This is a genomic window from Pseudonocardia adelaidensis (assembly GCF_039543345.1).
In the GTDB taxonomy this organism is placed as follows: Bacteria; Actinomycetota; Actinomycetes; order Mycobacteriales; family Pseudonocardiaceae; genus Pseudonocardia; species Pseudonocardia adelaidensis.
Genome location: NZ_BAABJO010000031.1, coordinates 45,107 through 64,997, shown reverse-complemented (window position 1 = coordinate 64,997; position 19,891 = coordinate 45,107). Strand labels below are relative to the sequence as shown.

The window sequence follows — 19,891 nt, the reverse complement described above, 5'->3', positions numbered from 1 at the left end:
CTTCATGAGCACCGTTGAGGTCAAGGAGCTGCACAAGTCCTTCGACTCGGGCCGGGTGCACGCGATCGACGGCGTCGACCTGGCCACGGGCGAGGGGGAGTACCTCGTCCTGCTGGGCCCGTCGGGGTGCGGCAAGACCACGTTGCTGCGCACGATCGCCGGGCTCGAGGAGCCCACGAGCGGCGACGTCCTCATCGGCGGGCAGGTGGTCACCGGGCTGCCGCCGCGGGCCCGGCGGATCGCGATGGTCTTCCAGAGCTACGCCCTGTACCCGCACAAGACGGTCCAGGCGAACATCGTGTTCCCGCTGCGCGCGGAGGGGATGCCGCCCCGCGAGCGGGACGAGAAGGCCCGCACGGCGGCCGAGATGCTGGGCATCGGGCACCTGCTGGGGCGCAAGCCCCGCCAGCTGTCCGGCGGCGAGCGCCAGCGGGTGGCGCTGGCCAGGGCGCTGGTGCGCGACCCCACGGTGTTCCTGCTCGACGAGCCGCTGTCCAACCTGGACGCCAAGCTGCGCACGAGCGCCCGCGACGAGCTGAAGCGGTTCCAGCAGGAGATCGGCGCCACCACGATCTACGTCACGCACGACCAGAGCGAGGCGATGGGCCTCGGTGACCGGATCGCGGTGCTGTCCGAGGGCCGGGTGCGCCAGATCGGGGCGCCCGTCGAGATCTACGACGACCCGGCCGACACGTTCGTCGCCACGTTCATCGGGTCGCCGCCGATGAACCTGGTGCCGCACGGCGACGTGCTGGTCGGCTTCCGGCCCGAGCACCTGCTGCCCGTCGAGAACGTGGCCGGCGAGCGGATCACCGCCACGCTCGAGGTGCAGCGGATGGAGTACCTGTCCGGCGACCGGCACGTGTACGGCGAGGTCGATCTCGGCGACGGGCCGTGCCGGGTGATCGCCCGGCTGCCGGCCACCGTGGAGACGCCGATCGAGGTCGGGGAGCGGCACGACTTCGCGGTGCCGGGTGGCAGGCTCCGCTTCTTCGACGCCGGGAGCGGCCTGCGCACCGCGCCGGTCCGGCTGGGGGCCAGGTGATGGGGTCGTCGGCTCCTCCCGCCGAGGCCACCGCGCAGGCCCGCGAGCCGCGGGTCGCCGACCTGCGGCGCGGCATCGGCGACCGCGACGGCGTGCTGTCCTGGCTGCTCCTCGCCCCCGCGGTGGTCTACATCCTCGCGCTGGTGGCGGTGCCGTTCGTGCTGGCCGTCGCGTTCAGCTTCTCGGACGTCACCGGGGGCGACCCGAGCTTCGACTGGGTCGGCCTGCTCAACTTCGAGCGGATCTTCGCCGACCCGGTGTTCTGGCGGGCGCTGCGCAACACGTTCGTGTTCACCGCCGTGTCGATGGTGTTCATCGTGCTCTTCGGCAAGGTGCTGGCGAACGTGCTCGTCGCAGACTTCCGCGGGCGCTGGATCGTCCGCTTCTGCGTCCTGCTGCCCTGGACCACGCCGGTGGCGCTCTCGACGATCACCTGGCTCTGGCTGCTCGACTCGGTGTTCTCGCCGATCGACTGGGTGCTGCGCCAGGTCGGGGTGATCAGGACGAACATGTTCTGGCTCGGGCAGCCCGGCCTGGCCATGATCTCGGTGATCGCCGTGCACGTCTGGCGGCTCGTCCCGCTGGCGGCGGTGATCATGATGGCCGGGCTGCTGTCCATCCCTAAGGACGTGCAGGAGCAGGCCGCGGTGGACGGCGCGGGCTACTGGCGGCGGATGTTCGAGATCACGATCCCGCTCACCGCGCCCGTCATCGCGATCTCGGCGCTGTTCGGCGCGATCTTCACGTTCACCGACATGACCGTCGTGTACGTCCTCACCCGCGGCGGGCCGACCAACGAGACCCAGGTGCTCGCCAGCTGGGCGTTCTTCCGCGGCATCGAGGGCGGCGACGTGGCGCAGGGCGCGGCGGTCGCGCTGTTCCTGTTCCCCCTGCTGCTCGCGGCCGCGATCGCGATCCTGCGTGCCGTGCGCGGGATGGAGATCAGCTAGCCGGGAAGGGATGGAATGGACGCCCTCGTGGTCACCGACGCCGACCGCAGGCGCTACGCGCGCCGGCACCGGGCGGCCAGGGTCGGGCTGTACCTGCTCGCCGTGGTGTCCGCCCTCGCCGCGGCCGGCCCGTTCGTGTGGGCGGCCATCACCTCCTTCAAGCAGGACAGCGACCTCTACCGGCGCAGCAACAACCCGTTCGTCTTCAACGAGCCGCCCACCCGCGACCACCTCGACCTGCTGCTCACCGGCACCGGGTTCGGCACGTTCGCGTGGAACACGCTGTGGGTCGGCGTGCTGGTCGTGCTGATCACGCTGGCGCTGTCGCTCCCGGCCGCCTACAGCCTGGCCCGCCTGGACCGCCCGTGGGCGGGCCGGATGGGCATCGCGATCTTCTTCGTCTACCTCGTGCCGCCCACCCTGCTGTTCCTGTCGCTGTCGCGGCTGGTGGTGGCGCTCGGGCTCCAGGACTCCACCTGGTCCCTCGTGGTGATCTACCCGACGATCACGGTGCCGGTCTCGGTGTGGCTGCTCATCGGGTTCCTCAAGACCATCCCGAAGGACATCGAGGAGCAGGCGATGGTCGACGGCTACAGCCGCGTGGGGGCGATGGTGCGCGTGGTCGCGCCACTGCTCTTCCCCGGGCTCGTCGCCGTCGTGGTGTTCGCGTTCACCCTGACCGCGAGCGAGTTCATCTACGCACTCGCGTTCATCTCGCCGAGCGCGCAGAAGGTGATCAGCACCGGGGTGCCCACCGAGCTCGTCCGGGGCGACGTGTTCTTCTGGCAGTCGCTCTCGGCGGCCGCCGTGCTCGTCGCCGTGCCCATCGCGCTGGTGTTCAACCTGTTCCTCGACCGCTTCATCGCCGGGTTCAGCCAGGGGGCGGTGAAGGGCTGAGGGTCAGCCGATCTCGAGCACCGCCTTGCCGTGCAACCGCCGCTCCAGCAGCGCGCCGGTGGCGTCGGCGGCGTCCTTCCAGCTGCCCCGCCACGAGACCTGCGGGTCGAGCCTGCCCGCGGCGACGGCGCCCGCCAGCCAGGCGAGGTCGCGGCCGACGTCGGGGCAGTCGAGCAGGTAGAACGTGACGATGGAGCGGTCGTGGCGGCCGTCCCCGCCGAAGAGCGTGCCGAACGGGAAGTGCTCGCCCTCGTCGGTGGCGTGCCCGACGGCGACGAGGGTGCCGCCCGCGACGAGCCGGTCGTAGGCGGCCACCAGCTGCGGGCCGCCGACCATGTCGACGACGCCGTCCACCCGGCCGTCGAACTCGCCGGGAGCGGCCACCACCTCGTCCGCGCCCAGCGCCCGCAGGCCCTCGCCGTGCCGCGCCGGGTCGCCCGTGCTCGCGACGACGTACGCGCCGCCGAGGTGGGCGAGCTGGACCGCGTACCGGCCGACGCCGCCGGTGGCGCCCGTGACGAGCACGCGCCTGCCCAGCAGCGGGCCGGTGCGGTGCAGGGCCCGCAGGGCGCTGGCGCCCGCGACCGGGACGGTGCTGATCGCGCCGAGGTCGGCGCCCGCGGGGACCGCGCCGACGAGATCGGTGTCGACGGCGCGCAGCTCGGCCCACGCCCCGTCCGGGGCGAGCGTGACCACCGGGGTGCCGGCTGCGGGGCCCGATCCGTCGGCGGCCGCCCGCTCGACGACACCGGCCGCGTCCCAGCCGAGCACGCTGCCCTCGGTGGCGTTCTCGACGCCGAACTTGACCTCGCCGTAGTTGAGCGAGGTCGCCGTCACCCGCACCAGGGCCTGGCTCGGCGCCGGGACGGGATCCGCCGCTTCGCCGAGGCGCAGGCCGCCGGGGGCGGATCGGTCGACGAGGAGTGCGCGCATGACCACTCACCTTCACTGGGACGCAACTGCCACTGAGAGGCCTAATCATACGAGTGGCGTTCGCGCACGCGATACAGTGCGTGGTGATGGACACCCCCTCCCCGCCCGAGTTGTCACTGCGGGAGCGCAAGAAGCTCCGCACGCGCCAGGCGCTCGTGGACACCGCGCTGCGCCGGTTCGCCGAGCAGGGCTTCGACGCCACGACGCTCGACGACCTGTGCGGCGAGGTCGAGGTCTCCAAGCGCACGTTCTTCCGCTACTTCACCAGCAAGGAAGACGTCGCGATGGCGCCCACGCAGGACCTGTGGGATGCGTTCGTCGCCGAGCTCGAGGCGAGCGGGACGGCGCACGGCACGCTCCTCGAGCTGCTCCAGGGGGCGCTGCTCGCCGCCCTCGCCGCGATGCCGGCGGACGGGTGGACCGAACGGGTGGAGCAGAGTCGCCGCCTGGCCGCGACCACGCCCGCGATGAACGCCCACGGCTTGCAGTTCTGCGACCGCACCACCCGGGCCGCGCTCGCGCTCCTGCGGGAGCGCTTCGGCTTCGCGGAGCACGACCTGCGCGTCCGGCTGGCCGTCGACGTCGTGGTGGCGGCCTTCCACTGCGCGCTCGACGAGTGGACGTTCCGGTCGGGGCCGGGGAACCGCGACGAGCTGGCCTCCTGCCTGCACGAGGCGTTCGCCGCCGTCCCGGGCAGCATGACGCTCGAGGTCAGCGCGGCGTCCGATTAGCGCAGTGTCGGATTAGCGCAGTACCCGGTCCGGCCCCGCGCTGACGCCCATGTCGTCGAGCACCTCGGCGGCGAGGGTGACCTGGGCGAGGTCGTCGGTGCACGGCATCAGCACCACGTCGTCGGCGCCCGCGTCGCGCAGCCGGGCCAGCTCCGCGCCGAGGTGCTCGGGCGTGGTGGGGGTGTCGGCCTTCACCATCGGGGCGTAGCCGAGGTAGTAGTGCCGCAGGTAGTGCTCGGCGTGCCCGTCGGCGCCGGGGCCGAAGCAGAAGTAGCGCACGGTCACGACGCGCGGCTCGCCGGCGCGCCCGACGCGGTCCCACGCCTTCCGGACCGCGGCGACGCCGTCCACCACCTGCTGGAGCCCGAACGACGGCGCGATCCAGCCCTGCCCGACGGTGGCGGCCCGGGCGAACGCCGCCGGGACCAGCCCGCCGACGAGCAGGCCCGGGCGCTCGGGCGGGAGCGCAGGCATCGGCCCGCTCGCACCGGTGAGCTTGCCGTCCCACGCCTGCTGCATCGTCGCGATCATGGCGTCCATCGCCGCCCCGAGCCCGCGATGGGGCACCCCGCTCGCCTCGTAGTCCTCGGGCCAGCCGCCGAGGGCGAGCCCGGCGGTCAGGCGCCCGCCGGACAGCCGGTCGACGGAGGCGAGCTGCTTGGCGAGCAGCACGGCGTTCTGCCGGTACGGGACGTTCAGGACGGTGGTGAGCAGCTCCACGCGCTCGGTGCGGGCCGCGGCGGCCGCGAGCGCGACGAGCGGGTCCAGGTTGTCGTAGACGAGCCGGTCGATCACGCCGAGCGAGCAGAAGCCGAGCTGCTCCGCGGTCGCGGCCCACTCGCCGAGCACGGTGACGTCCGCTTCGGGCACGGCAGCCGGCAACCCCATTCCGATCTTCATTGGACACCTCCGGGTGGATGCGTTCGATCCTGCGTGGCGCCCGCCTGCCTGGTCGTGAACGGATCGGACACCGTGCACCTGGCGGGGTGCGCGCCGTTGCCGCGCAGGCAGCGGGACGGGCCGCCGACCGGCAAGAATCCGCCCGGTGGGTGCGGTGGCCGGTCGACCTCGAGGCTGTGGACAGCCCCGAGTGCGTTCAGCGGAACGCATCAGACGATCGCCGACGGCCCTGGTGGGGTCGGAGACGGGGTCGCCACCGAGTCCGGAACTCCTAGCTCCGCGGCACCGGCACCCCGCGGATCGAGGCGTCGAGCAGCTGCACCGGATGCAGGAGGGGCAGGTCGCGCCCGAGGTGCTTGCCGATCTGCAGCAGGCAGCCCGGATTGGCGGTGACCACCACGTCCGGCTCCACCGACCGGACGTTCGCGGCCTTGCGGGCGCCGAGCTCGGACGCGGCGTCCGGCATGATCATGTTGTAGATGCCGGCCGAGCCGCAGCACAGCGCGGCCTCGGGCAGGTCGACCAGCTCCAGGTCCGGGATCGAGCGCAGCACCTCGCGCGGCTGGGTGCGCACCTGCTGGGCATGCCCGAGGTGGCAGGCGTCGTGGTAGGCCACCCGGCCGCGGAACGGGTGTCTCGGCGCGCGCGGGCCGAGGTCGGCGAGCACCTCGTGCACGTCACGCACCCGGGCGCTGAACGCCTTCGCGCGCTCGGCCCACTCGGGGTCGTCGGCGAGCAGGTGGCCGTACTCCTTCATGGACGAGCCGCAGCCTGCGACGTTGGTGACGACGTGGTCCACGTCCAGCTTCTCGTAGACCGCGATCTCGCGCTTCGCCCTGGCCAGCGCGCTGTCCTCGCGGCCGGCGTGCAGCTCGAGCGCGCCGCAGCACTGCTGCTCGCGCGGCACCAGGACGTCGCAGCCCTCGGCGGCCAGCACGCGCACGGTGGCGGTGTTGACCCGGTGGAAGAACACGTCCTGCACGCAGCCCGACAGCAGCGCCACCCGCGCCCGGCGCTCGCCGACGGCGGGGGTGTGGACGGGGAGCCGGGCGAACGCCTCGCGCACCGACACCGGCGGCAGCAGCGACTCCATCGCACCGAGCCGCCCGGGGAGCTTCCCCACGAGCTTCGCGACGGCCGGGATCTCGCGCAGCCACTGGTAGAGCGCCCCCGGCACGGCGGCGGCCCGCAGCCGCCGCTTGTAGGGGAAGAGCGCGAAGATCGCGTTGCGGAACCACGCGTCGGAGCGCTCCCGGGGCACGTTGCGCTCGATCTGCGGGCGCACCGACTCCAGCAGCCGGTCGTACTGCACGCCCGACGGGCACGCCGTGACGCACGCCATGCAGCCCAGGCAGCGGTCGATGTGCTCGGTGAACGGGCCCTGCAGGCCGATCTCGCCCTTCTCGGCGAGGTCCATGAGGTAGATGCGCCCGCGCGGGGAGTCCATCTCCTCGCCCCACAGCTGGTAGGTGGGGCAGGTCGGCAGGCAGAAGCCGCAGTGCACGCAGTCGTCGAGCAGGTCGCGCTCCGGCGGGCGGCGGTCGTCGAACGCGCTCGGACCGGTCTGGGGGAGGTTGGTGTCGGCGGAACCGGCTGGTGTGGTCATGTCACATCCAAGGGTCGAAACGGCCCGGGCCGAGGCGACCCTGCGGGTCGAGCTCGGCCTTGACGGCGCGCAGCACGGTGATCGCGGACGGGGTCGGCCCCCACGCCGGGACGTCGGCCGCGGCGGGGCGGGAACGGAGGACGGAGGTGCCACCCACGGCGTGCACGCGCGCGTGCGCCTCCGCGACGGCCTCCGGGGGCAGCGTGACGGTCGCGACGCCCGTGCCCAGCCCGGCCGTGACGGCCGAGGTGGGCAGGTCCGCGAGGACGCCCGGCAATCGCGATGGCCGCACGCCGATGCGCAGCGAGGCGTGCGAGGAGGTGCCCCGCACGAGGGAGGCGTGCCGCTCCCAGGGATCGGGATCCGCCTGGCGAACGGCACCTTCGTCGGAAGGGGACGGGAGGTCCAGGAGCTCGCCGGTGCCCAGGGCGGTGCGGAGGCGTTGCAGCCTCGCGTCCAGGGCCTCCTCGGTGCCTTCCAGGCGGATCAGCAGCACGCCGTCGGAGGTCCACTCCATGGCCGCGGGCTCGTAGGGACTGCCGAGGACGGTGGCGGCGTGCTCGGCGGCCTCGTCGAGGGAGCAGTGGATCGCCAGGGTGGCGGCGCGCTCGGGCACGGGGTGCAGCCGCAGCACCACCTCGGCGAGCACGCCGAGGGTGCCGTAGGAACCGTGCATCAGCTTGGCCAGGTCGTAGCCGGCGACGTTCTTGATGACGTGCCCGCCGCTGCGGGCCACGGTGCCGTCGGCGAGCACCAGCGTGACGCCGATGACGAGGTCGCGCATCGAACCGAACACCAGCGCGCCGGGGCCGGCGTCGGCCGTGGCGACGAGCCCGCCGACGGTGGCGCCGTCCGCGACGCGCGCGGCGTCGAACGAGACGTGCTGGCCGTGCGGCGCGAGCTCGTCCTGGAGGGCGCGCAGCGGGGTGCCTGCGCGGACCGAGACGGTCATGTCCCCGGGGTTGTGGGTGATCACGCCGGTGAGGCCGGTGGTGTCGAGTACCGCGTCGACCGGGCCGAGCCGGCCGGCCCAGCCCGCGGCGGTGCCGGCTCCGGCGATCCCGATCGTGCCCGCGGTGTCGAGCACGGCATCCCGCAGCGACCGCAGGTCGCTCGGGCGGAGTGTGGTCGTCGTGGTGCTCACAGCCGCTCGATCACTCCCGCTTCCTCCAGGGGGTGGGGCCGGTACCTGCCGGGGCGCTCGCCGCACAGGCGGGGCGTGGGCAGTACCTTGCCGGGGTTGCACAGCCCGTCCGGGTCGAAGGCCTTCCGCAGGCGGGCCATGACGGCGAGGTCGTCCTCCCCGAACATCTTCGGCATGGAGCACGCCTTGTCGGTGCCGATCCCGTGCTCGCCGGACAGGGACCCGCCCAGCTCCACGCAGAGCTCCGCGATCCGCCCCGACAGCTCCTCGGCGCGCTCGGTCTCGCCCGCCGCGGCGCTGTAGAGCACCAGCGGGTGCAGGTTGCCGTCGCCCGCGTGGAAGACGTTGGCGACCCGCAGCCCGGCGTCGGCGCCCATCCCGGCGATGCGGTCGAGGACCTCGGCAAGCCGGGTGCGCGGCACGACGCCGTCCTGCACGAAGTAGTCGGGGGAGATGCGCCCGACCGCGGCGAACGCCGCCTTGCGGCCCCGCCAGATCGCCGCTCGCTCCTCCGGCGAGCCCGCGATGTGGAGCCGGGTGCAGCCGTGCCGGTCGCAGATCTCCTTGACCTGTTCGAACTGCGCGTCGCACTCCTCGGCCGGCCCGTCCAGCTCGACGACGAGCGCCGCCGGCACGCCGACGGTGTAGCCGGCGTGCACCGCCTCCTCGGCGGCCTCGATGGCGAGCGTGTCCATCATCTCGACGGCCGCCGGGACGATGCCGGCGGCGACGATGTCGGAGACCACGTCGCCCGCCGCCGCGATGGACGGGAAGTCGGCGAGCAGCGTGCGCACCGACTCCGGGGTGCGCAGCAGCCGCACCGTGATCTTGGTGGTGATGCCGAGCGTGCCCTCGGAGCCGAGGAACGCGCCGCGCAGGTCCGGGCCGGCCTGCTCACCGGTGTCGGAGCCCAGCGTCACCAGCGAACCGTCGGGCAGGACGACCTCGCAGGACAGCACGTGGTTGGTGGTGAAGCCGTACTTGAGGCAGTGGGCGCCGCCGGAGTTCTCCGCGACGTTGCCGCCGATCGTGCAGACCTGCTGGCTGGACGGGTCGGGGGCGTAGTACAGCCCGTGCGGGGCCGCGGCCGCGGTGATCTCCAGGTTGGTGACGCCCGGCTCGACGACCGCGCGCCGGTCGACCGGGTCGACCTCCAGCACCCGCTTGAGCCGGGCCAGGCTGATCACCACGCCGTCGGCCACCGGGAGCGCGCCGCCGGACAGGCCCGTGCCCGCCCCGCGCGCGACGAACGGCACGCCGTGCTCGGCGCACACCCGCACCGCGGCGGCCACCTGCTCCGCGCTCCGCGGGAGCAGCACCAGCTGCGGGACGACCCGGTACCCGGTGAGCCCGTCGCACTCGTACGAGCGACACCGGACCGGGTCACTGATCACGTCCTCCGGGGCGAGCGCCCGCTCGAACGCCTGCTCGACCCCGCTGCCGATACTCATCGAGGGGCCCCCTTCGTCGCGGGTTGTCGACTGCCATGGAGACTACGACCGCGATCCCCGGATCGCCCGGTCCTCGTGCCCGGACCGGCCGCCAACCAACGACAGATCGTTCGGGAGGTCGACGCTGTGGGTCCCCGCCGGAAGCTGCAGATGGCCCTCGTGCTCGTGGCCGCCGTCGTCGTGGGATTGGCGCTGACGGGGGCCGTCGGTCCCGCGTCGGTGGATCCCGTGCCCACAGCCGTCGTCACGCGGTGAGTCTCGCTTCCGCGATGCGGAAGTTCAAGTCCGTCTGGTAAAAAAGCTGCCGGGCGGGTACCCGCCGTGCGCTGGCTGCTGACCGGAGGGTGAGACATGAGTGCACCACTGCAGATCGACCCCGCGCTGCGGGCCTTCGTGGACGACGAGCTGCTGACGGGCCTCGACCTGGAGCCGGAGTGGTTCTGGTCCACCCTGACCGCGCTGCACAACCGGTTCGACGGGCGGATCAAGCAGCTGTTGCAGCGGCGTGACGAGCTGCAGGCCCAGCTCGACGCCTGGCACCGGGAGAACGGCGGAGGAGACCCCGCGGCCTACGAGGCGTTCCTCACCGAGATCGGATACCTGGTGCCGCCGGCCTCACCGAAGGTGCAGGTGGACCGGGTCGACCCGGAGATCGCCGAGATCGCGGGACCGCAGCTCGTGGTGCCCGCCACCGTGCCCCGCTACGCCCTGAACGCGGCCAACGCCCGCTGGGGCTCGCTCTACGACGCGCTCTACGGCACCGACGCCCTCCCGCTCGACCACGAGCTCGCCCGCGGCTACGACGAGAAGCGCGGTGCGCAGGTCATCGCGGAGGCCGACCGGCTGCTCGACGAGTTCTTCCCCCTGACCCAGGGCAGCCACGCCGACGCCACCGCGTACCGGGTGGAGAACGGGCGGCTCGTCGTCGCGACCGGCACCGGGGAGAGCGGCCTCGCCGATCCGGCGCAGTTCGCCGGCCACCGCAGCGGCTCCGACGGCGGCGGCGGGTCCGCGGGCGCCGTGGCGGCGATCCTGCTGCGCCGCCACAACCTGCACGTCGAGCTCACGATCGACCCCGAGCACCAGGTCGGGCGCCAGCACCACGCCGACGTCGCCGATGTCGCGGTGGAGGCGGCGATCACCACGATCGTCGACCTCGAGGACTCGGTCGCCACCGTCGACGGCGAGGACAAGGCGCTCGCGTACCGCACCTGGCTCGGGCTGATGACGGGCGAGCTCTCCTCGACGTTCGAGAAGGGCGGCGAGACGATCGAGCGGCGGGTCAACGGCGACCGCAGCTACACCGCGCCGGACGGCTCGACGCTCACCCTCCCTGGCCGCGCGCTGCTGCTCGTGCGCAACTGCGGCCACCACATGTTCACCGACGCCGTGCGCGTCGCGCCGCGGAGCGCAGGCGGAGCGGCCATCGACGCTGCGCAGCCGGTCGCCGAGGGCATCCTCGACGCGCTCGTCTCCGCCGTCGCCGCCCTGCACGACCTGCGCGGGCTCGGCCGGTACTCGAACTCGCGGGCGGGCAGCGTCTACATCGTCAAGCCCAAGCAGCACGGGCCGGACGAGGTGGCGCTCACCGTCGAGCTGTTCGCCGCGGTCGAGGAGGCGCTCGGGCTCGAGCCCGCCACCCTCAAGATCGGGATCATGGACGAGGAGAAGCGCACGTCGCTCACCCTCGACGCGTGCATCGCGCGGGCGCAGGACCGGGTGATGTTCGTGAACACCGGCTTCCTCGACCGCACCGGTGACGAGATCCACTCCGACTTCCACGCCGGCCCGGTTGTGCGCAAGAACGACATGAAGTCCACCCCGTGGCTCCTGGGCTACGAGGACCGCAACGTGGACGTGGCGCTGCGCGCCGGGTTCGTCGGGCAGGCGCAGGTCGGCAAGGGCATGTTCGCCAAGCCCGCCGCGATGGCCGAGCTGCTCGCCACCAAGGGCGCGCACCCGGACGCGGGCGCCAACACCGCGTGGGTGCCCTCGCCCACCGCCGCCACCTTGCACGCGCTGCACTACCTGCGGATCGACGTGGCGGCGCGCCAGCGCGAGCTCGCCGGCCGCGAGACCGACCGCCGGCAGCTGCTGGAGGTGCCGCTGCTCACCACCGAGCTCACCGACGACGAGAAGCGGCACGAGCTGGAGACCAACGCCCAGTCGATCCTCGGCTACGTGGTGCGCTGGGTGGGCCTGGGCATCGGCTGTTCCACGGTGCCCGACCTCGAGGGCGTCGGCCTGATGGAGGACCGCGCCACCCTGCGGATCTCCAGCCAGCTCATCGCGAACTGGCTGCACCACGGGCTGGTCGACGAGGCGACCGTGCGCGAGACGTTCGCGCGGATGGCCGCGCTCGTCGACGAGCAGAACGCCCGCGAGCCGGGGTACGCGCCGATGGCGAAGGACCTCGACGCGAGCCCGTCCTTCCAGGCGGCCCTGGAACTGGTCTTCACCGGCCGGACCGAGCCGAACGGCTACACCGAGCGCGTGCTGACGACGTGGCGCCGCACGGCCAAGGCGGGTGCCGGCGTGTGAGGCCCCACACCCGGGCGGCGGCGGCGCTCTTCGCCATCGGCTACGGGGCCAACCAGTTCAGCTCCCTGATGGTGATGTACCGGGAGCAGGCGCACTACTCGGCCGTCACGGTCGCGGCGTTCTTCGGCGTCTACGCCGCCGGGCTCGTACCGGGGCTGCTGCTGGGCGGCCCCGCCTCCGACCGGTGGGGGCGGCGTCGGCTGCTGCTGCCGGCGCTCGTGGTGTCGGTGCCGGCGAGCGGCGTTCTCGCGCTCGGCGGGGTCCCCGCGGTGTCGGAGCCCGCCCTCTACACCGGCCGGTTCGCGTTCGGGGTGGTCACCGGGATCGCGATGGCGGTGGGCACCTCGTGGGTGAAGGAGCTCTCGCAGGCGCCGTGGGACCCGGATGCGGACGCAGGCGCGGGCGCGCGCCGGGCGGCCATCGCCCTGTCGGCGGGGTTCGGCGCCGGCCCGCTGGTGGCCGGGCTGCTCGCGCAGTGGGCGCCGCTGCCGATGGAGCTGCCCTACCTGGTGCACGTCGTGTTGACGCTCGCCGTCGTCGCCGCGGTCGTGGGCGTGCCCGAGACCCGGCCTGCCGGCGCGTTCCGGTCCGGCCTGCGGGTGCACCTGCCCCGGCGGTTCCGCCGGGTCGTCGCGCCGATGGCGCCGTGGGCGTTCGGGGCGCCGGCGCTGTCGTTCGCCGTGCAGCCCGCCGCGCTCGGCTCGCGCCTGGCCGGGTTCGGGCTCGTCTACGCCACGCTGCTCACCACCGTCACGCTCGGCGTCGGCGTCGTCGTGCAGTCGTGGGCCCGGCGGCTCTCCCCGGTGACGGGCTCGCGGCTCGGGCTCGCCGCACTGGTCGCGGGGCTGCTGGTCGCCGCCTGCGCGGCCGCGCTCGGGTCGCCGGTGCTCGCCGTCCCGGCGTCCGCGGTGATCGGCGCGGCCTACGGGCTGATGCTGGTCGCGGGCCTGCTCGAGGTGCAGCGGATGGCGGAACCCGCCCAGCTCGGCGGCCTCACCGCCGTCTACTACGCGGTGACGTACGTCGGGTTCGTCCTGCCGGTGGCCCTGGCGGCGCTCAGCGGGGTGGCGGGCTACCCGGTCCTCCTGGTCGGGGTGGCCGTGCTCGCCGGGGTCAGCCTCGCCGTCGTGGCGTGGACCGGGCGGGTACGGGAGCCGGTGGAGCTGCCCGCGGCCGGGTGATCCGTACCCTCGGATCGTGCTCGAGCTGCGCCCCACTCCCTTCGACCACCCCGACGCGCTGCGCCTGATCGCCGAGCTCCAGCAGGTCTACCGCGAGCGGTACGGCGGCGAGGACGCCACCGAGGTCGACCCGCGCGAGTTCGACGCGCCGGGCGGGTTCTTCGTCGTCGGGTACGCGGACGGCGAGCCGGTGGCGTGCGGCGGCTGGCGGGAGCGGCGTGCCGCGCAGGGCGCCGCGCTGCGCGACGGCGACGCCGAGGTCAAGCGGATGTACGTGGCCGCGTCGCACCGCGGGAAGGGGTACGCCCGCGCCGTGCTGGCCGAGCTGGAGCGCACCGCGCACGCCGCCGGGCTGCGCCGCATCGTGCTCGAGACGGGCACGGCGCAGCCGGAGGCGATCGGGCTCTACACCGGCGCAGGCTACGGTCCGATGCCCGCCTTCGGCGCGTACGCCGACTCGCCCGCGAGCCGCTACTTCGCCAAGGCCCTCCCGGTCGCAGGGCACCCGGCGCCCGTTCCCGTTCGTCCATGAGCGGGATACCCCGGACGTGACGGCGCTTCGGGTGGCGCGATCGCGCGGAGCGGCGAATCATCCCCATCCGCGGGGGTGGCGGCCGGAGCGAGAGAGGGGGACGTGGTGGGAACTGGAAGTCTGGTGCTCGCACAAGCGGACCTGCGACTGAACACGACGTTCATCGACTACGTGTTCGTCGTCTTCTACTTCGTGCTCGTGCTGGGCATCGGCGTGATGGCCCGCCGGTCGATCGCGTCCAGCCTGGACTTCCTGCTGTCCGGGCGGGCGCTGCCGGCGTGGGTCACGGGCCTGGCGTTCATCTCCGCGAACCTGGGCGCGATCGAGCTGATCGGCATGATGGCCAACGGCGTCCAGTACGGCGTGGCCACGTTCCACTACTACTGGATCGGCGCCATTCCGGCGATGGTGTTCCTCGGCATCGTGATGATGCCGTTCTACTACGGCAGCAAGGCGCGCAGCGTCCCCGAGTTCCTCCTGATGCGGTTCAACGCGACGACGCAGCGGGTCAACGGCATCACGTTCGCGCTGGCGGCAGTGCTCATCGCCGGCGTGAACCTCTACGCGCTCGGCCTGATCCTCGAGGCGCTGCTGGGCTGGTCGCTGGCGGTCGCGATCCCGGTGGCCGCACTCGTCGTGCTGAGCTACACGTTCCTCGGCGGGTTGAACGCGGCGATCTACAACGAGGTCCTGCAGTTCTTCGTCATCCTCGCCCTCCTGATCCCGCTCACCGTCGCCGGGTTGGCGCGGGTCGGCGGCTGGGACGGGCTGCAGGCGCGGGTGGTCGGTCTCCCGCCGGGGCCGGAGCAGGTGTCGTCGTGGCCGGGCACCACCCTCACCGAGATCGCCAGCCCGACCCTCTCGGTGATCGGCATCGTCTTCGGGCTCGGGTTCGTGCTCTCGTTCGGCTACTGGACCACCAACTTCGCCGAGGTGCAGCGCGCGCTCTCGGCCCGCAACATGTCGGCCGCCCGGCGCACGCCGATCATCGCGGCGTACCCGAAGGCGCTGATCCCGCTCGTCATCGTGATCCCCGGGATGATCGCCGGGGTGCTGGTGCCGCAGCTGACCACGCTCAAGCAGGGCGGCGCGACCGACGTCACCTACAACAACGCGCTGTCGCTGCTGATGAAGGAGGTGCTGCCGAACGGGATCCTCGGCGTCGCGCTGGCCGGGCTGCTGGCCTCCTTCATGGCCGGTATGGCGGCCAACGTCAGCTCGCTCAACACCGTGTTCACCTACGACCTGTGGCAGGACTGGATCCGGCCCGGCCGGCCGGATGAGTACTACCTGCGGGTGGGGCGAACGGTCACGGTGGTCGGCTGCGTGCTGGCGATCGGGACGGCGTTCATCGCGGGGAGCTTCGCGAACCTGATGGACTACATCCAGGCGCTGTTCAGCTTCTTCAACGCCCCGCTGTTCGCGATCTTCATCCTGGGGCTGTTCTGGAAACGGATGACCGGGACGGCCGGCTGGACCGGGCTGATCTCCGGCACGATCGCGGCGGTGATCGTCGACGCGCTGGTGCGGGGCGGGACGATCCCGGTGTCGTCGCAGGCGGGGTCGTTCATGGGGGCCAGCGCCGCGTTCGTGGTCGGCATCGCGGTCGCGGCGGTGGTCACGGCGTTCACGACGTCGAAGCCGGACTCGGAGCTGGTGGGGCTGGTGTGGGCGCTGACGCCGCGCGAGGGCCGTGGCAGGACCCGGGTTGCGCCGTCCGCGGCGGGCGAGGAGGTCCCGGCCGGGGTGGCGGCGGCGCCGAGGCGCCATGCGGCGGTCGAGGAGGTGCCGGCCGCGATGCACGAGGAAGAGGGCGCGTGGTGGCAGTCCCCCGCGGTGATGGGCGGGCTGGTGCTCGCGCTCACGCTCGTCCTGTACCTGATCTTCGCGTGACCGGATAGGGGGCCATCGTGGCGGAACACGAACACGCGCACCACGCCATCTCGGAGAGTGCCGCGTCGCAGCTGTTCGACCTGCGCACCGTCATCGCGGTGCTGTTCGGCGTCTACGGGATCATCCTGACGGTGATGGGCCTGTTCTTCGAGGACGAGGCCGAGCTCGCGAAGGCCGGCGGTATCGACCTCAACCTGTGGTCGGGCCTCGGGATGATCGTGGTCGCGGTGCTGTTCGTCGTGTGGGTGCGGGTGCGGCCGCTGGTCCCGCCGGGGGAGCGCGGGTAGCGCCCCGCCCCGGCGGGGGTGGTGTCAGCGCGCCGGGTAGCGCGGGTTGAACACGTCCAGGGTCCACGTGTCGAGGGCACGCAGGGCCCGGCGGACGGTGCTGGTGAAGCGCATCGTGGTCATGCCGTCCTCCTCCGAGGCTTGTTGTTTGCGGTTGCACCAGGTACATCGCCTTGGGCTTCTGGATCGTTCCAGGAAGTGGCTGTGAGCCTCCGCACCCGTCTTCTCGCGAGGGACACCGGCCGGCTAGGGGTCGCCGTCAACCGCGCACCGGGCTCGCCGGGAGCGCCGCGAGCAGCAGCTTCGTGTACTCGTGCTCCGGTGCGAGCAGTACCTGCTCGGTGGGGCCGGCCTCCACGATCCGTCCCTGGTGCAGCACCACCACCCGGTCGGCGATGGTCCACGCCAGCCCGAGGTCGTGGGTGATCACCAGGGCGCCGACGCCCGGGTCCGAACGCAGCCGCAGCAGCAGCGCGAGGATCTCGCCGCGCACCGACGCGTCCAGCGAGGCCACCGGCTCGTCGGCCACGAGGAACCGCGGCCGCAACGCCAGCGCGCCCGCGATCACCACCCGCTGCCGCTGCCCGCCGGACAGCTCGCCCGGCAGCGCGCCGCGGAAGCGCTCGGGCGGTCGCAGCTCCGCCTGCTCCAGCGCGGCGTCCACCAGCTCGCGCTCGTCGCCGGGCAGCCGGTGCACCCGCAGCCCCTCGGCCACCGCCTCGTGCACGCTGTGCCGCGGGTTCAGTGCGCCGGTCGGGTCCTGCAGCACCAGCTGCACGTGCCGGCGGTACCCGCGCAGGCCCCGCCCGGAACGGGGCAGCGGCCGCCCGTCGTAGCGCACCTCGCCCGCCGTGGGCCGCTGCAGGCCCAGCAGGCACCGGGCGAGCGTGGTCTTGCCCGACCCCGACTGCCCGACGAGCGCGACGATCTCCCGCGGTCGCAGCTCGATCGACACGTCGTCGACGGCCCGCAGGGTGCCGCCCCCGCGCAGCGGGAAGTCGACGGTGAGCCGCTCCGCGGCCAGCACGGGGGCGTCGTCCGGCCGGCCCGGTTCCACCGTCCGCGACGCCGGGTCGCCGACGGTCGGGAAGGCCGCGGCGAGTGCCCGCGCGTGCGGGTGGGTCGGGTGGCGCAGCAGCCGCACCGACGGCCCGGACTCGACCACGACGCCGTCCTGCATCACCGCGACGCGCTCGCACGCCGCCGCGAGCACCGACAGGTCGTGGCTGATCAGCAGCAGCCCGATGCCCCGCTCGGCGACCAGCGTGCCCAGCCGGTCGAGCACCTGCTTCTGGACGACGACGTCGAGCGCCGTCGTCGGTTCATCGGCGATCACCAGGTCGGGTGCGCACGCGAGGGCCATCGCGATCATCACCCGCTGCCGTTGGCCCCCCGACAGCTCGTGCGGGTACGCCGATGCTCGCGCGGCCGGCAGCTCCACCTGTTCGAGCAGGTCCGCCACCCGCTCGTCGACGTCGGTGGCGTCCGGCTCGTGCAGCCGGATCGGCTCGGCGATCTGCGCCGCGATCCGCTGCACGGGGTTGAGCGAGTGCATCGCGCCCTGGAACACGATCGCGGCGTCGGCCCACCGCAGCGCGCGCAGCTTGCCCCAGGACAGCGCGCCGACGTCGGTGCCGCGCACGAGGACCTGCCCTCCGATCTCCGCCGTGCGGGGCAGCAGCCGCAGGGCGGCGAGCGCGAGCGTGGACTTGCCGCACCCGGACTCGCCTGCCAGCCCGAGCGTCTCTCCCGCGTCGAGCGCGAGCGACACGCCGCGCACGGCGGGTTCGACGCCGCGGGCGGTGCGGTAGGAGACGGTGAGGCCGCGGTACTCCAGCAGCGGCGGGCTCATCGGCGCGCCGCCAGCGCCGGGTTCGCGACGACCTCGAGCGCGCGGCCGACCAGTGTGAAGCCCAGCACGACGAGCACGATCGCGAGCCCCGGCGGCAGCACGTACCACCAGGCGCCCGCGGTGATGGCCCCGGAGTCGAGCGCCGACTTCAGCATCCCGCCCCAGGACACCGTGGTGGGGTCGCCGAGGCCGAGGAACGCCAGCGTCGACTCGGCCACGATCGCGCTGCCGACGGCCAAGGTGGTGCTGGCCAGCACCAGCGGCAGCACCGCGGGGAGCACGTGCCTGCCCAGCACGTGCAGGTGCCCGCCGCCGAGGACCTGCGCGCGCTCGATGAACGGCCGCGCCTCGATGGTGAGCGTCTGGGCGCGCACCAGGCGCGCGGTGGACGGCCACGCCGTCACGCCGATCGCCACGATGATCGTCAGCACACCGCGTTCCAGCACGGTCGACAGCACGATCGCGAGCACCAGCGAGGGCAGCACCAGGAAGAAGTCGGTGAGCCGCAGCAGCACCGCCGACAGCCAGCCGCCGAAGTGCGCAGCGGCCATCCCGACCACCGTGCCGATCACCACCGAGAGCACGGTGGCGGCGACCCCGACCAGCAGCGAGATCCGCGTCCCGGTCAGAGTGAGGGCGAGCACCGACAGGCCGTTCTCGTCGGTGCCCAGCGGGAACGCGGTGCTGGATGGTTCGAGACTGGGCGGGTCCAGCACCCCGCCGGTCGCGGCCACGACCGACAGCTGATCGGGCGGCACGACCAGCGGCGCGGCGAGCGCCAGGAGCAGCACCACCAGCAGCAGGACCGCGCCCGCCACCCCGGGCGGCTGGGCCAGGTATGCGCGCGCGGCGCGAGCGGCGGCGGCGCGCCTGCGCCGCCGGACCACCGCGGCCGTCACGACGCCCGCACCCGCGGGTCGAGCAGCCGGTAGCCGAGGTCTGCGAGCACGTTCATGAGCACGACCGCCACCGACAGCACGATCAGCGTGCCCTGCAGCAGCGGGATGTCCGGCACCGCGAGGGCCTGGTAGGTCAGCAGGCCCAGCCCCGGCCATGAGAACACCGTCTCGACGGTGACCGCGCCTGCCACCACGAGCCCGACGTGCAGGAAGATGATCGTGACCGTGGGCAGCAGTGCGTTGGGCACCGCGTGCCTGCGGCGCACCAGGTCCTCGCGCAGGCCCTTCGCCCTGGCGGTGGTGAGGTAGTCGGCCGACATCTCCTCCAGGAGCGACGAGCGCATGACCATGAGGTACTGGGCGTAGACGACCGCCACCATCGTCAGGCACGGCAGCACGAGGTGGTGGGCGACGTCCAGGACGGCGGGCAGGAACCCGTCGACCCCGCCGGGGGAGGTCATCCCGCCGGTGGGGAACAGGTCGAGGCCCACCGCGAACACCATGAGCGCGAGCAGCCCCAGCCAGAACGTGGGCACCGACCACAGCACGAGCGCCGTTCCGGTGGCCAGCCGGTCGAACACGCTCCCGTGCCGCCACGCGGCCCGGCTGCCCAGCCACAGCCCGAGCACCACCGAGACGATCAGGGCGGAGCCGGTGAGCAGCACGGTCGGTCCCAGCCGACCGAGGATGATCTCGGTGACCGGCCTGCTGTAGACGTAGGACGTGCCGAGGTCGCCGCGGGCCAGGTCGGCGAGGTAGTCGACGAACTGCGCGGGCAGCGGCCGGTCCAGCCCGAACTCGGCGCGTAGCCGGGCGAGCTGCTCGGGGTTGCCGGGGCGATTGCGGGTCATCGTGGTGACCGGGTCGCCGGGGAGCACCCGGAACAGGAGGAACCCGAGCACGACGATCAGACCGATGCTCATCAGCCCACCGCCGAGCGTGCGCAGCACGAACACGGCCGTGCCGCGGCCCCGGCGGGGCGGCTCGGCGAGGTCGGCGGCCACCGCCGTGGTGGGCAGCTCACTCACGGCCCGACCTCACCGGTGCCC

At 73.2% G+C, this 19,891-nt stretch carries 18 protein-coding genes; 10 read left to right on the top strand and 8 right to left on the bottom strand.

What is annotated here, in order from left to right; genetic code table 11:
- Window positions 1-4 precede the first annotated feature (4 nt).
- From ABEA81_RS31925 to ABEA81_RS31915, 3 genes are read left to right on the top strand one after another with little or no spacing between them, the layout of a single operon-like run.
- A complete protein-coding gene (locus ABEA81_RS31925; RefSeq protein ID WP_345610280.1) occupies window positions 5-1,045 on the top strand; it encodes an ABC transporter ATP-binding protein in 1,041 nt (346 codons plus the stop codon).
- A complete protein-coding gene (locus tag ABEA81_RS31920) occupies window positions 1,045-1,995 on the top strand; it encodes a carbohydrate ABC transporter permease (RefSeq protein WP_345610278.1) in 951 nt (316 codons plus the stop codon). The genes ABEA81_RS31925 and ABEA81_RS31920 overlap by 1 nt, the downstream gene beginning before the upstream one ends.
- A gap of 15 nt (window positions 1,996-2,010) precedes the next feature.
- Window positions 2,011-2,892 carry a carbohydrate ABC transporter permease gene (locus tag ABEA81_RS31915; RefSeq protein ID WP_345610276.1) on the top strand — a complete coding sequence of 294 codons (882 nt, stop codon included), beginning with the start codon at window positions 2,011-2,013 and terminating at the stop codon, window positions 2,890-2,892.
- A gap of 3 nt (window positions 2,893-2,895) precedes the next feature.
- Here ABEA81_RS31915 and ABEA81_RS31910 read toward each other — a convergent pair whose 3' ends face one another.
- Window positions 2,896-3,825: a zinc-binding dehydrogenase gene (locus ABEA81_RS31910; RefSeq protein ID WP_345610274.1), complete on the bottom strand. Its 930-nt coding sequence runs from the start codon at window positions 3,823-3,825 to the stop codon at window positions 2,896-2,898.
- Window positions 3,826-3,911: 86 nt separating this feature from the next.
- Here ABEA81_RS31910 and ABEA81_RS31905 point away from each other — a divergent pair, with 86 nt between their 5' ends.
- Window positions 3,912-4,556 carry a TetR/AcrR family transcriptional regulator gene (locus ABEA81_RS31905; RefSeq protein WP_345610272.1) on the top strand — a complete coding sequence of 215 codons (645 nt, stop codon included), beginning with the start codon at window positions 3,912-3,914 and terminating at the stop codon, window positions 4,554-4,556.
- 12 nt (window positions 4,557-4,568) lie between these two features.
- Here the strand turns inward: ABEA81_RS31905 and ABEA81_RS31900 are convergent, their stop codons facing one another.
- The 4 genes from ABEA81_RS31900 to ABEA81_RS31885 all read right to left on the bottom strand — a co-directional run bounded on the left by ABEA81_RS31900 (window position 4,569) and on the right by ABEA81_RS31885 (window position 9,657).
- Window positions 4,569-5,456, bottom strand: coding sequence for an LLM class flavin-dependent oxidoreductase (locus ABEA81_RS31900; RefSeq protein ID WP_345610270.1), 888 nt, complete (start codon window positions 5,454-5,456; stop codon window positions 4,569-4,571).
- Window positions 5,457-5,727: 271 nt separating this feature from the next.
- A complete protein-coding gene (locus ABEA81_RS31895) occupies window positions 5,728-7,062 on the bottom strand; it encodes a (Fe-S)-binding protein (protein ID WP_345610268.1) in 1,335 nt (444 codons plus the stop codon).
- Between the two features lies 1 nt (window position 7,063).
- Window positions 7,064-8,206, bottom strand: coding sequence for an FAD-binding oxidoreductase (locus tag ABEA81_RS31890; protein ID WP_345610266.1), 1,143 nt, complete (start codon window positions 8,204-8,206; stop codon window positions 7,064-7,066).
- The gene (locus ABEA81_RS31885) at window positions 8,203-9,657 is read right to left on the bottom strand and encodes an FAD-linked oxidase C-terminal domain-containing protein (protein ID WP_345610264.1); all 1,455 of its coding nucleotides are present in this window, start codon (window positions 9,655-9,657) and stop codon (window positions 8,203-8,205) included. Before ABEA81_RS31885 ends, ABEA81_RS31890 begins: the two co-directional genes overlap by 4 nt.
- 126 nt (window positions 9,658-9,783) lie before the next feature.
- On the opposite strand from ABEA81_RS31885, the gene ABEA81_RS31880 reads away from it, so the two are divergent.
- From ABEA81_RS31880 to ABEA81_RS31855, 6 genes are all read left to right on the top strand, one after another.
- Entirely contained in the window at window positions 9,784-9,912 is a 129-nt protein-coding gene (locus ABEA81_RS31880; protein WP_281287916.1) for a hypothetical protein, read from the top strand.
- Window positions 9,913-10,008: 96 nt separating this feature from the next.
- Window positions 10,009-12,198, top strand: coding sequence for a malate synthase G (locus tag ABEA81_RS31875; protein ID WP_345610260.1), 2,190 nt, complete (start codon window positions 10,009-10,011; stop codon window positions 12,196-12,198).
- The gene (locus ABEA81_RS31870; RefSeq protein ID WP_345610258.1) at window positions 12,195-13,379 is read left to right on the top strand and encodes an MFS transporter; all 1,185 of its coding nucleotides are present in this window, start codon (window positions 12,195-12,197) and stop codon (window positions 13,377-13,379) included. The genes ABEA81_RS31875 and ABEA81_RS31870 overlap by 4 nt, the downstream gene beginning before the upstream one ends.
- Before the next feature lie 16 nt (window positions 13,380-13,395).
- Entirely contained in the window at window positions 13,396-13,911 is a 516-nt protein-coding gene (locus ABEA81_RS31865; protein WP_345610256.1) for a GNAT family N-acetyltransferase, read from the top strand.
- A 123-nt stretch (window positions 13,912-14,034) separates the two neighbouring features.
- Window positions 14,035-15,804: a sodium:solute symporter family protein gene (locus tag ABEA81_RS31860; RefSeq protein ID WP_345610254.1), complete on the top strand. Its 1,770-nt coding sequence runs from the start codon at window positions 14,035-14,037 to the stop codon at window positions 15,802-15,804.
- A gap of 17 nt (window positions 15,805-15,821) precedes the next feature.
- Window positions 15,822-16,091, top strand: a complete 270-nt coding sequence (locus tag ABEA81_RS31855; protein ID WP_345610252.1) for a hypothetical protein — start codon at window positions 15,822-15,824, stop codon at window positions 16,089-16,091.
- A 259-nt stretch (window positions 16,092-16,350) separates the two neighbouring features.
- On the opposite strand, the gene nikE is transcribed toward ABEA81_RS31855, so the two are convergent.
- Genes nikE through ABEA81_RS31840 form a run of 3 tightly spaced genes read right to left on the bottom strand, consistent with a single transcriptional unit; the run spans window position 16,351 to window position 19,870 of the window.
- Window positions 16,351-17,943, bottom strand: coding sequence for an ABC transporter ATP-binding protein (gene nikE / locus ABEA81_RS31850; RefSeq protein ID WP_345610249.1), 1,593 nt, complete (start codon window positions 17,941-17,943; stop codon window positions 16,351-16,353).
- Window positions 17,940-18,842 carry an ABC transporter permease gene (locus ABEA81_RS31845; protein ID WP_345610247.1) on the bottom strand — a complete coding sequence of 301 codons (903 nt, stop codon included), beginning with the start codon at window positions 18,840-18,842 and terminating at the stop codon, window positions 17,940-17,942. The genes nikE and ABEA81_RS31845 overlap by 4 nt, the downstream gene beginning before the upstream one ends.
- Window positions 18,839-19,870 (bottom strand): ABC transporter permease, encoded by a 1,032-nt coding sequence (locus tag ABEA81_RS31840; protein ID WP_345610245.1) that lies wholly within the window; start codon window positions 19,868-19,870, stop codon window positions 18,839-18,841. Before ABEA81_RS31840 ends, ABEA81_RS31845 begins: the two co-directional genes overlap by 4 nt.
- Window positions 19,871-19,891: the final 21 nt, after the last annotated feature.